This is a genomic window from Caenimonas terrae (assembly GCF_042655405.1).
In the GTDB taxonomy this organism is placed as follows: domain Bacteria; phylum Pseudomonadota; class Gammaproteobacteria; order Burkholderiales; family Burkholderiaceae_C; genus Ramlibacter; species Ramlibacter terrae_A.
In genome coordinates this window covers 873,628-883,610 of record NZ_JBHSMF010000006.1, presented here as the reverse complement: position 1 = coordinate 883,610, position 9,983 = coordinate 873,628, and the positions used below count along the sequence as shown (strand labels likewise).

The 9,983-nt window shown below is 69.8% G+C and carries 14 protein-coding genes; 5 read left to right on the top strand and 9 right to left on the bottom strand.

Going from position 1 to position 9,983, the window contains the following annotated elements:
* Positions 1 to 2: 2 nt before the first annotated feature.
* The 8 genes from ACFPOE_RS11105 to ACFPOE_RS11070 form a co-directional block, all read right to left on the bottom strand.
* On the bottom strand, positions 3 to 689 hold the full coding sequence (locus ACFPOE_RS11105) for a hypothetical protein (protein ID WP_376850146.1): 687 nt from the start codon (positions 687 to 689) through the stop codon (positions 3 to 5).
* Between the two features lie 120 nt (positions 690 to 809).
* The gene (locus ACFPOE_RS11100; protein ID WP_376850145.1) at positions 810 to 1,532 is read right to left on the bottom strand and encodes a polar amino acid ABC transporter permease; all 723 of its coding nucleotides are present in this window, start codon (positions 1,530 to 1,532) and stop codon (positions 810 to 812) included.
* On the bottom strand, positions 1,529 to 3,196 hold the full coding sequence (locus ACFPOE_RS11095; protein ID WP_376850144.1) for a transporter substrate-binding domain-containing protein: 1,668 nt from the start codon (positions 3,194 to 3,196) through the stop codon (positions 1,529 to 1,531). The genes ACFPOE_RS11100 and ACFPOE_RS11095 overlap by 4 nt, the downstream gene beginning before the upstream one ends.
* 1 nt (position 3,197) lies before the next feature.
* Positions 3,198 to 4,058 carry a methyltransferase domain-containing protein gene (locus tag ACFPOE_RS11090; RefSeq protein ID WP_376850143.1) on the bottom strand — a complete coding sequence of 287 codons (861 nt, stop codon included), beginning with the start codon at positions 4,056 to 4,058 and terminating at the stop codon, positions 3,198 to 3,200.
* Positions 4,059 to 4,952 (bottom strand): transporter substrate-binding domain-containing protein, encoded by an 894-nt coding sequence (locus tag ACFPOE_RS11085; protein WP_376850142.1) that lies wholly within the window; start codon positions 4,950 to 4,952, stop codon positions 4,059 to 4,061. It lies immediately after the preceding gene.
* Positions 4,949 to 7,042, bottom strand: a complete 2,094-nt coding sequence (locus ACFPOE_RS11080) for a SpoIIE family protein phosphatase (RefSeq protein ID WP_376850141.1) — start codon at positions 7,040 to 7,042, stop codon at positions 4,949 to 4,951. Before ACFPOE_RS11080 ends, ACFPOE_RS11085 begins: the two co-directional genes overlap by 4 nt.
* Positions 7,043 to 7,045: 3 nt before the next feature.
* A complete protein-coding gene (locus ACFPOE_RS11075) occupies positions 7,046 to 7,471 on the bottom strand; it encodes an ATP-binding protein (protein ID WP_376850140.1) in 426 nt (141 codons plus the stop codon).
* Positions 7,472 to 7,599: 128 nt separating this feature from the next.
* The gene (locus ACFPOE_RS11070; RefSeq protein WP_376850139.1) at positions 7,600 to 7,938 is read right to left on the bottom strand and encodes a hypothetical protein; all 339 of its coding nucleotides are present in this window, start codon (positions 7,936 to 7,938) and stop codon (positions 7,600 to 7,602) included.
* A 173-nt stretch (positions 7,939 to 8,111) separates the two neighbouring features.
* Here ACFPOE_RS11070 and ACFPOE_RS11065 point away from each other — a divergent pair, with 173 nt between their 5' ends.
* The 5 genes from ACFPOE_RS11065 to ACFPOE_RS11045 all read left to right on the top strand — a co-directional run bounded on the left by ACFPOE_RS11065 (position 8,112) and on the right by ACFPOE_RS11045 (position 9,160).
* Positions 8,112 to 8,417, top strand: a complete 306-nt coding sequence (locus tag ACFPOE_RS11065) for a hypothetical protein (protein WP_376850138.1) — start codon at positions 8,112 to 8,114, stop codon at positions 8,415 to 8,417.
* A 92-nt stretch (positions 8,418 to 8,509) separates the two neighbouring features.
* Positions 8,510 to 8,677 carry a hypothetical protein gene (locus ACFPOE_RS11060; RefSeq protein WP_376850137.1) on the top strand — a complete coding sequence of 56 codons (168 nt, stop codon included), beginning with the start codon at positions 8,510 to 8,512 and terminating at the stop codon, positions 8,675 to 8,677.
* Positions 8,678 to 8,700: 23 nt separating this feature from the next.
* Positions 8,701 to 8,856, top strand: coding sequence for a stereocilin (locus tag ACFPOE_RS11055; protein ID WP_376850136.1), 156 nt, complete (start codon positions 8,701 to 8,703; stop codon positions 8,854 to 8,856).
* 29 nt (positions 8,857 to 8,885) lie between these two features.
* A complete protein-coding gene (locus ACFPOE_RS11050) occupies positions 8,886 to 9,020 on the top strand; it encodes a hypothetical protein (RefSeq protein WP_376850135.1) in 135 nt (44 codons plus the stop codon).
* Positions 9,017 to 9,160, top strand: coding sequence for a hypothetical protein (locus ACFPOE_RS11045; RefSeq protein WP_376850134.1), 144 nt, complete (start codon positions 9,017 to 9,019; stop codon positions 9,158 to 9,160). The genes ACFPOE_RS11050 and ACFPOE_RS11045 overlap by 4 nt, the downstream gene beginning before the upstream one ends.
* Positions 9,161 to 9,167: 7 nt before the next feature.
* Here the strand turns inward: ACFPOE_RS11045 and ACFPOE_RS11040 are convergent, their stop codons facing one another.
* Positions 9,168 to 9,953 carry a hypothetical protein gene (locus ACFPOE_RS11040; RefSeq protein WP_376850133.1) on the bottom strand — a complete coding sequence of 262 codons (786 nt, stop codon included), beginning with the start codon at positions 9,951 to 9,953 and terminating at the stop codon, positions 9,168 to 9,170.
* Positions 9,954 to 9,983 lie beyond the last annotated feature (30 nt).

Sequence of the window (9,983 nt, the reverse complement as noted above, 5' to 3'; positions counted from 1 at the left end):
GCTCAGTCCAGGTGGCCGATGTAGCGCAGGATCGACACCTCGATGTCGACCAGCGAATCGTGGATGCGCTCGATCACCTTGCGGCCTTCCTCCTGGCCGTAGTGCTCGACGACGCGGCGCTCCAGCGTCGCGATCTCGCCGAGCTCGGCGATCGTCCCGCCCATCGTGAAGGCATGCAGGCGGATCGGCCCGGCGAAGGTGGCGTAGCAGAACATCTGCGAGCCGGTGGTGGCGGCGCCGAGCTGCTGCACGCTCTCCAGCAGCTGGCCCATCCGGCTGGGCCGGGCCTTGAGCGTCAGGTAATACAGGTAGGGCGGCGGCTGCTTGCGCTCAGTGGGCTCCACCTTGTCGTTCACCCGGTTCAGAACGAAGGTCTCCATGTGCAGCACGCACTCCTGGAACTTCTCCAGCAGCACGGCGCCCTCGGCGCCGTACACGTCCTGCAGCACCAGGTCCAGCGACGGCATGCTGTCCATGTCCGCCAGGTCCGGCATGGGCATCATGATGTAGACGTAGTTCTCCGGGCCGGCCACCGTGGCGTAGGCCATCCAGCGCATCCGCCGCGAATGCTGCTGGTAGGCGAACGCCACCTTGCTGGCCAGCTGCTTGAACAGCAAATAGCGTTCGCGCCGGATGGACAGGCGGACGAAGAGGCAATACGGCGTCGGGAAGAGCCATTGGGCAATCATTTTTCCTGCTGCTCGCTGCGTGATTTGCACCGCCCCTGGCGGCAAGCCATGGACTTCTTGTACGACTGCTGCAGGCTCTGACTCCGCCTTTGCTGACCTTCTCTCCTCAACTTTGAGGGCTCAGCCCTCCGTCACCGGCCAGCGCTCCCCTGCGCCCCGGCCCGCCACCGCGCCATCGCCTTCACCCTCGCCCTCGCCGCGGGGCGGCGCCAGCCGGCGGGCCAGCGTCGCCGAAATCCTTTTCATCAACAGCGTCAGCGGCCAGCAGAAGGCGAAGAAGAACAGGCACGCATACAGGTAGATCGGCAGCATCAGCTGGGTGTTGCCGGTCGCGTTGATGACGGTATTGCAGCGGCTCACCAGCTCGCTCACGCCGATGATGGATGCGGTGCTGGACGCCATGACGATGATCAACGCATAGCTGGTCCAGCTCGGAACGAACAGGAAAGCCGCCCTGTGGTTGCCATTTTTCCACTCCTGCAGAGCCACTGCAAGGTTGTCGCTGGTGAACCCCACCACCGCAACGGCCAGGGCCAGCGCGGCCTTGAGCCAGACCGGAAAAGTCACCACCTGCGTGGTGAACGGCACCAGCAGTTCCACCGGGAACATGAAGGCCAGGTAGAACTGGAACACGATGGTCGGGATGCTGCGGGAGAGTTCGGTCGCCACCAGGGCGGCGCGCACCCGGCGCGGATGCTGCGACACCCGCAGCAGGGCCAGCACCCAGCCGGCCGCCGTCCCCACCAGCATGGCGACCAGGGAAATCAGGATGTTCAGCCCGAACCCGCCCAGCAGGTAGGGCGTCCAGGCCAGCAGGTGGTTCAGGGTGTCGGCCAGGCTCATGGCTCGACTCTTGCCAGGACGGCCCGCTCCAGCCGGTGCAGCAGCCGGACGACGGCGAACACGATCAGCAGGAAGGTCAGGAGCAGCGCGTTCATCATCACGCCGACGTTGCCGCGGTCGCTGATGATGGCGGTGGTGGCCGACAGCAGCTCGGGCACCGCCACCGCCGACGCCATCATGGTGGCCTTGGCGACGTTCACCAGCGCTGCCGTCACCGCCGCGCTGGCCAGCCGGGCGACCCGGCGCACGCTGGAAAAGCGCAGCCGGAACGCCGGCTCCTCGTGGCGCACGGCGGACGCGGCGTCCAGCAGCGCCGTCATCACGCCGGCGCCGGTGTATGCGCTCAGGCACCACACCACCACCGCCATCGACGGCAGCGAGATGCGGTAGTGCGCGGCCAGCATCGAGCCGATGCCGAACAGGATCAGGTACATGACCAGCAGCGGCGGCGTCATCCGGCCCAGCACCGCGGCCAGCCGCGCCAGCCGGCTGACCGCGCGGTAGCGCGACTCCGCCAGCACCGCGCCGGTCAGGCCCAGCGCCAGGCTGCCGGCGATGCACAGGACGGTGAGCAGCAGGGTGGTCGCCAGCCCGAGCAGGAACTGCAGCCGGTCGAACGGGTCGTAGATCAGGGACAGGTTCAGCCCGGTGGTCTCGTTCAGCCACAGGCCCAGCTGGGTGAAGCCGCTGGTGTCGGTGGACGTGAGGAACACCTTGTTGCGGCATTCCGCCCGCCAGCCGCCGTCGGCGCCGCGCCGGCAATAAGGAGTGCCATCCGCCTCCCTGCGGGTCCACAACGCGTGGGTCTCGGCCAGGAATTTCGACGGCGCGATGTTCCAGGCCTTCTCGCGCGCGATCAGCAGGCCGCTGCGGTGCCAGTCCGCCACCGTGTCGCCCAGGAAGCGCTCGAACTCGCTGCCGCGCTCCTTGTCGGCGATGGCCAGCGCCCAGGGCGTTTCCAGGGTGGGCGGCAGCGGAGCGCGGTAGCCCTGCCACTCCGGCTGCGCGAGGTCGTTCATCAGCGCCGTGTTGTCATACAGGTAGCCGATGCAGCGGCCGTCCTTCACCGCCAGCTTGGCGTCCCTCGCGTTGTTGTAGATTGCCAGCTCGAACAGGTAGCGCTGCTGCAGCGTGCGGTTGAAGTACGAGCCCTGGGTGGCGCACACCTTCTGCGCGCGCGTGTCGTTCCACGTCCTGAAGGAGCTGTGCGGCGGCATGAACAGGGTCACGCCCGAGGCGTAGTAGTCGGGCTCGATCATGGTGACGATCTGCCGGCGCTCGGCCGTGTCGCCCAGCGTCGCCAGCACCACGTCGATCGCGCCTTCCTGGAGCTTTTGCAGCCGGTTGCTGCCGGTGACGGCAACCCTGGTCAGCCTGACGCCCAGCCGCGTGGCCAGGTCCTGCGCCAGGTCGTGCTCGAAGCCCTCGGGCTGGCCGGCCGCATTCAGCATGCCGAAGGGTGGATAGTCGGTCTTGACGCCGACGATCAGGCTGCCGCGCTGGCGGATCAGCCTGAGGCGCTCGCTGGGCGCGGGCTGCCAGGGCTGGGCCGCCGGTGCGTGCGCCGCCGGGCCGGTGGCATGCGCCGCCAGCGCGGGCGCCAGCACTGCAAGGGCCAGCGCGCCGGCCCGCAGGCGCCGGAGAAGGGTCGCGGGCGCTTGCATGTCAGGCCGGCTGGGCGACGGCGCGGATGCCGTAGCCCAGCGCCGCGGGCAGCAGCGGCAGCAGCGCCGCGTCGAGCTGTCCGAGCAGGGCCGACTGGGTCACCACCCACTCGGGAAGAATGCTCTCGGGCGAGGCCTCGCGCAGCACGAAGCCGGCTTCCGCCAGGTCGGCGTGCAGGCTGGCGACCGAATACAGGTGGTAGAAGAACCGGTGCGGCGCGTGCGCGACGGTGCGCGTGAAGAATACGTTGCCCGGCTCCTTCTGCGTGCCGGTGGCGCGGCCGCGCGCGCGGGCCGCCTGCGCGCGCAGCAGTTCCAGCGGCCGGCGCCGGAACACGCTGGGAACGGTGAGGATCAGCTGGCCGCCCGGGCGGATCAGGCGCCGCATCTGGCGCAGCGCCGCGATGCGAGCGTCGCGGTCGCCGACGTGGCTGAGGACGCCGAACAGCAGCAGGATCATGTCGTAGCCGCCGGTGCCCTCCAGGATCGCGGACTCGCCGCAATAGAGCGTGGCCCGGGCCGCCTGCGGCGTGTCCTTCAGGAAGGACGCGAACTGCGCGATCGCGGCATGCGAGATGTCGTAGCCGGTGAGGTGGGCCGCGCCCAGCTGCAGCAGCGGCAGCCCGTAGCGGCCGTCGCCGCAGCCGTAGTCGAGCACCCGTCCGGCGTTGCCGGCGCCGCGGTCCAGCAGGAAGCGCAGCGTCGCCCGGTTCGGCCGCGGATAGCGCTTGCGGTAGTCGTGCGACGCGAAGTAGTGGTCGTACAGCGTGGCCATCTCGGCGGCGATGCCGCCGTCCGGCGCCGCCGGGGCTTGGGCTTCGGGCCCGGGAACGGACAGGCTTTCATCGGTCGGAGGTCGCATCTAGAGGCACTCCGGCGGCGTGCGGGGCGTCGCCTGGTCGCCGCAGAACCAAGCGGAGCCCTCCTTGCGGTTCCACACGCTGTTCATGTCGGCCAGGAATTTCGTCTGCGGGATGTGCCAGGCCTGTTCCAGCTGGCGCAGCTTGCCGCTGCGGTGCCAGGAGGCCACCAGCCGGGACACCCGCTGTTCCAGCTCGCCGCCGCGCTCGGCCGGGGCCAGCGCGATTGCCCAGGGCGCCGAGAAGATGGTCTTGAGCGGCATCGCGAAATCGGTGGCCCACCGCGGGTCCTGCAGCATGGCGGCAATGGCCGTGTCGTCGTAGAGCAGGGCGGCGCAGCGGCCTTCGCGCAGTGCCGCGTTGGCCCATTCGTTGGAGTACAGCGGCACGATGTCCGCGCCGTAGGTGACGGTGACGGGCCGGTTGTAGAAGGCGCCGCGCCGGCCGCAGATGCGGCGGTTGCGCAGGTCGGCCCAGTCGCGGAAGTTCTCGCTCTTGCGGGCCAGCAGGTTCACCCCCGAGCTGTAGTAGTGCGGCAGCACCAGGTCCATCTGCTTGCGCCGTTCGGGCGTGTCCGACAGGGTGGCGATCAGCATGTCGACCCGCCCGCTGGTCACGGCATCGACTCGCTCGGCGGTCAGCACACCCACCAGTTCCAGCGCGACACCGAGATCGGCCGCGACGAGTTGCGCGAGATCGGGTTCCAGGCCGACGATTCGGCCACTGGCGGGGTCGAGCTGGCCCCACAGCGGAACGTCCTTCTTGACGCCGACGACCAGCTTGCCGCGCCGGATGATGTCCGCCAGCGACGTCGCCTGCGCGGGCGGCAGCGCACACCCCAGGGCCGCGGCAAGCGCCAGGGTGCAGGGCAACAGGCGACGCAGCGACGCACTCATGCCTGCTCCGCGGTCTCGGCGGCGCGGTGGGCCGGCGCCGGCGCCGGCGCTCCGACCCGGCGGATCAGCGCCACGCAGGTGATGTCGTCCGACTGCGGCGCGCCGTTGGCGTGCGCGTCGACGGCGGCGACCACGGTACGCACGGCGGCGTGCACATCCTTGATGCCGCCCGCGGCGAACAGCGGCAGCAGCCGGGCCGGCGTGAACTCCTCAGCCTGCGGGCTGAAAGCCTCGGTCACGCCGTCGGAATACATCAGCAGGCAGTCGCCGGGCTGCAGCGTCACCACCCGCTGCGCGAACGGGATGCCGTCCATGATGCCCAGCGCCGTGCCGCCGGTCATGGGCAGGAATTCGCTGCTGCCGTCGGCGTGCACCAGCAGCGGCGCCGGGTGGCCGGCGTTGACGTAGGTGAGCTGGCCGCTCTCCGGTTCGTACACGCCGTAGAAGGTGGTCACGAAGATGCAGGTGTCGTTGTCCTCGCACAGGATGTCGTTGACCGAGGCGATGGCCTCGCCGGGTCCGCCCTTGAACCGGGTGGCGGTGGCGCGCACCAGGGTCTTGGACACCATGCCGAACAGCGCGGCCGGCACGCCCTTGCCGCTCACGTCGGCCACCACGATGCCGATCTGCCCGCCCTCGAGCGGGAAGTGGTCGTAGAAATCGCCGCCCACTTCCTTGGCCGAGCGCATCAGTCCCCACAGCGAGAATTCCTCGCGGTCGGGCCAGTGGCGCGGCAGGATCGCCAGCTGCATCTTGGCGGCGATGTCCAGTTCCTGGCGGATCCCCACCAGCTGCAGGCTCTCGCGGAAGGCCTGCGAAATGGTCTCGAACCAGGGCCTCCAGGTGCCGGGCACGGGCGGGATCGGGGCCGGCTTGAACTGGCTCTCGGCCGCGATGTGCGAGACCAGCTTGGAGGCTGGCGCGATGAATTCGCGCGTCGTCACCAGGTAGGTCACCACCATCAGCAGGGTCAGGCCCAGCACCACCATCAGCATCAAGGGGCCGCGCTCCCACAGCAGGGCGCTCCAGATCTCGCGGGTGGGGACGACGTACACCAGCTGCCAGGGGGCCGAGACGAAGGCATGGCGCACCACCAGGTGGCCGGCGATCTCCGTGGGCGTATCGGCGGGGATGGCGGCCAGCCCGCGCTGCCGATCCAGGATGCCGGCCGGCATCACCTGCGCCACCGGCCTGGTCGACTGCACCCGCAGGGCGTCGGCGAACAGCCCGGGATGGGCCAGCACCTCGCCGTAGGCGTCCACCAGGAACACCGTGCCAGGCTTGTAGCCGAAGTCCGAGTTGATCCGGTTCAGGTAGTCCAGGCTGGTCTCGATCGAGACCACGCCGCGGAATTCGTCGCGGTTGTAGATCGGCGCCGCGGTCGGCACCAGCAGGCCGTTTTCCGGGCCGGCGTAATAGACCGGCGGCCAGTATTTTTCGCGGTTGCGGTTCTGCTGCGGCGTGCCCATGGTCCAGGTCGGGCTGGAATAGACGCTGTCGCTGAACGGCCGCTTGCGGTGTTCGACCCAGGGATAGACATCGGAAAAGTGCTCGCGCGAAATGAACCCGGCCGATGCCGCATTGGGCAGGTGCAGCGCGATCGCCTGGAACACCGGGCCCAGGCCCAGCGCCATCCTCAGGTCGGAGTAGAAGGCCGGCGAGCGCCCCGCCAGCGCGCCGGTGCCGGTGACGTTGCCGGTCGCGTCGCGCTCGGGCGCCGCGTCCAGGTTGAAGCCATCGGCGGCTTCCTGCAGCAGCGGGAACAGCGGCGATTGCGCGCCCGCGCCCGGCCCCGGGCCCGCCAGCCGGAACGACTCGGAGGCGGCGATGCGCATCGACTCCAGCGAGTCCAGCGACGAGCGCAGGATGAACTCGATGAACTGGCCGTGGCGGGCCACGTGGCCGCCGATGGTCTGCACTTCCTCGCGCTGCTTCTGCACGATCTGGTACAGGAACAGGGCGACGGTGAGCAGCAGGATCGCCAGGTAGGTCGCGCCGACCAGCCGGTTGTAATTGCGGAAGAACTGCGTGCTTTCCTGCTTGCGCGCCGGCTGCTGCTGGCTCATGGCGATGGTGTCCTGTCGGTTCACGGTTCAGGACAGGCGCTTGCGCAAGCTCACTTCGTTGATGTCGCCGTCGCGCCGGTAGCCGTACCCGTCGGACATCTTGCGCACGAAGTGCACGCCGAGGCCGCCGATGCCGCGGTCCTCGGCGTCCAGCGAGGTATCCGCCTCCGGGATGGAAAAGGGATCGAAGGCCGGCGCCGAGTCCCGCACCGTGGCGGCGACGCAGCCGTCCTCGATCGCCAGCGTGACCTCGATGCTGCCCTCGCCCGAGTCGCGAAAGCCGTGCATCACGACGTTGGTGATCAGTTCATCGAGCATCAGGATCACGCTGTTGATCACCCGGGGCGGCACGGCCTGGACGCTCGCCCACTCGGAGATCGCGTCGGCGAGCGGGTGGATCTCGCTGAACGAGCCGGCAATCCGGCGCGAAAAAACGGCTGCTGGCTCTGGCATGGCGCCTCCGTCGGGGGCGGCGCAGCGGCCGCCGGCGCGCCCGCGCGGCTCAGCCTGTCGACCCCCGGCGTGAATATGACACAGATGGCGGCAATGTTGCGGATCCCGGCGCCCGGCCAGGGAGGCGCTCACTTGCCCAGCGGGCTGGGGCGGGTGGACATGCCGCGGGGCAGCAGGCCGCCGAACTGTTCCGAGATGTCCTGGACCATGTCACGGGCCTGGCCCTCGCCATGGAGGGCGGAGAGCGCCGCCATCAGGTCGCCGCGCAGGTACCACAGCGCCTGCAGGTCGGGGGCGTACTGGATCCTGCGCGACACCGCCGGGAACCGCTTCATGCCGGTCTCGCCCAGCGCTTCCAGCATCGCATCCTGGATCTCGCCGATGGCGTCGTCCAGCTCGCGCGTCGCACGCTGCGCGCCACCGAGCAGGCCGAACAGGCTTTGGATCGTTGGTTTCCAGGTGCGCATGGGATCTTGGTGTGGACGACGCAAGCATGGCACTTTCGATGGCTGCCGTCCGTGATGGAATCTTGCTAATGGGGACATTCAACTCGGCCGTGGGAGCCTCTTGCCAGGCGCGACCCGGCCATTGTCTGCATCGTCCTACAGCGAGCCGGGAAGCGGCTGCCTAGGATGCGTGCATGATCTCAAGAGCCCAGTCCCGCCAGCCCTCCGCGCGCCACGGCCGAAAGGTCCATGAGGGCGATTCCGAGGCCCGCCGCGAACTCGCGCGCGCCGAGGGCGATTACCAGCGCTTGCGCCTGGCCTACCTGGCGCTGGCCCAGGGCGAGCCCAACGAAGTGGCGATGGCGATGGTGGGCGCCGACATGGAGCGCGCCAATGCCCTGGTGCAGGGCCTGCGCCGGATCGGGCAGTGGTCGCCGGCTCCTGCCAGCGGCCGGCCGGCCCGGCGGGAGGCCCGCCGCCTCGCCGAAGAAAGCGCCTGAGCGCTGTGGGCATCCACCGACAGGCGATCGGCCTGCGCACCGAGGCTGCCGGCGCCGGTGGCGGGCCAGCATCGATGCAAAGGAGCCGCACCATGATTCCCTACGACATCGATCCCAGCCTGCATGCCGCCGAGCCCGAGCAACGCCTGCTCGACGACGGCTTCTCGCCCCCGCGCGACCACGGCGAAAGTCCCGAACTGCAGGCCGCCGACAGTGCGGCCAGCCTGGAAGACGCGCTGGCGGCCAAGAGCGATTTCTGATCCAGCCACTCCCTCCCACTCCTATGCCCATCCATCCTGTCGAGCCCGATCCGGTCCTGCCGCCCGAAGACGAATCGGCGGCACCCAATCCGACCCACCTGCCGGTGGAGCCCGAGTTCGGCCCGATGCTGCCGCCCGCGGAGCCGGAGGACCCCGGCGCCAAGCCGCCCCATATCTGAGTTCTGAAACCATCCAGGGAGATCCATCCATGAACGCCATTCCCAACAGCGTGATCCCGCCGCGCAACGGGCTCGACAAGGAAGAGCCCGAACTTGCATACGAGGACGACATTCCGTCCGATGACGAGTCGCCGGCGCAGGACGGCGACATCGAACGCGAATGAACGGGCCCGCCGGGCCGGCACCGTCGCCGCCGCCGCCGGACCCCGCCAACCCCGAGCCGGTGACCAGGACGCCGGACGATCCCGAGAAGGGCGAATCGCCGGAGCCGCCACCGGGCCGCTCCGAACACCCGAAGCAGTAGCGGGCCTTCAGGCGCCCGACTGCTGCCCGTCCACGTCCCCGCAATCGGCCAGCAGCGGCTGTGCGCCCTCGTCCAGCCCCGCCACCGGCGTCGCCTTGGCCAGCGCCATCCAGATGCCGAAAGGCAGCGCCCGGCGGGGCGGCTTGGGCGCCGGGCGCGCCACCTGCAACCGGGCGCCTTCCAGCACCAGCACGCCGCACTCCGGGGGCACTTCCTCCGGCGCCGCGATGCAGCGGCCCCGCGCATCGGCGCCCAGCACGTACCAGCATTCACCGAGGTCCCGGTAGGAGGCGCGCTTGGCTTCCAGTTTCAGGTCCGACAGCAGGTCGGCGCGCCGCACCTTGACTTCGTGCACCAGCGGCTCGGCGTATTCCTCCACCGAGGTGTTGCGGATCGAGAAGACGTCGGGCCGGGCCATGCACCAGCGCAGGGGCTTGCCGGCCTCGTCGCACGGAACCTGCGCCCGCAGGCTCAGGCCGCGCCAGGCGATGCGGCCGGCCCGGCCCATTTCCAGCGCCACCCGTTCCACCAGGGCCTCGTGCGCCGACATGGCCGCCCGGTTGCGCGCCAATGTCTGCGCCAACATGTGCACGCCCGCCTCGGTGACGCGCAGCGATTCGTGGCCGCCGGCGGTCCGGATCCGGTCCAGCATGCCGGCGGCGAGCAGTTCGATCTCCAGCGGGTCCTGGCAGGGCCAGCCGGCCGAGCGGTAGATCTCGCGCAGCCGGCGCGCGTGCGCCTTGCCCAGCGCGGGCGGCGCATCGGCGGTGCAGGGCTGGGCGGCGGCGTTCATGCGACTGGCAGTTTATCCGCGGGTCGACGC

Coding starts and splice junctions, on each gene's coding strand:
- ACFPOE_RS11060 (WP_376850137.1), top strand. CDS start 8,510: ATGATTCCCTACGACATCGATCCCAGCCTGCATGCCGCCGAGCCCGAG.
- ACFPOE_RS11055 (WP_376850136.1), top strand. CDS start 8,701: ATGCCCATCCATCCTGTCGAGCCCGATCCGGTCCTGCCGCCCGAAGAC.
- ACFPOE_RS11075 (WP_376850140.1), bottom strand. CDS start 7,471: ATGCCAGAGCCAGCAGCCGTTTTTTCGCGCCGGATTGCCGGCTCGTTC.
- ACFPOE_RS11050 (WP_376850135.1), top strand. CDS start 8,886: ATGAACGCCATTCCCAACAGCGTGATCCCGCCGCGCAACGGGCTCGAC.
- ACFPOE_RS11045 (WP_376850134.1), top strand. CDS start 9,017: ATGAACGGGCCCGCCGGGCCGGCACCGTCGCCGCCGCCGCCGGACCCC.
- ACFPOE_RS11085 (WP_376850142.1), bottom strand. CDS start 4,952: ATGAGTGCGTCGCTGCGTCGCCTGTTGCCCTGCACCCTGGCGCTTGCC.
- ACFPOE_RS11065 (WP_376850138.1), top strand. CDS start 8,112: ATGATCTCAAGAGCCCAGTCCCGCCAGCCCTCCGCGCGCCACGGCCGA.
- ACFPOE_RS11070 (WP_376850139.1), bottom strand. CDS start 7,938: ATGCGCACCTGGAAACCAACGATCCAAAGCCTGTTCGGCCTGCTCGGT.
- ACFPOE_RS11040 (WP_376850133.1), bottom strand. CDS start 9,953: ATGAACGCCGCCGCCCAGCCCTGCACCGCCGATGCGCCGCCCGCGCTG.
- ACFPOE_RS11095 (WP_376850144.1), bottom strand. CDS start 3,196: ATGCAAGCGCCCGCGACCCTTCTCCGGCGCCTGCGGGCCGGCGCGCTG.
- ACFPOE_RS11105 (WP_376850146.1), bottom strand. CDS start 689: ATGATTGCCCAATGGCTCTTCCCGACGCCGTATTGCCTCTTCGTCCGC.
- ACFPOE_RS11090 (WP_376850143.1), bottom strand. CDS start 4,058: ATGCGACCTCCGACCGATGAAAGCCTGTCCGTTCCCGGGCCCGAAGCC.
- ACFPOE_RS11100 (WP_376850145.1), bottom strand. CDS start 1,532: ATGAGCCTGGCCGACACCCTGAACCACCTGCTGGCCTGGACGCCCTAC.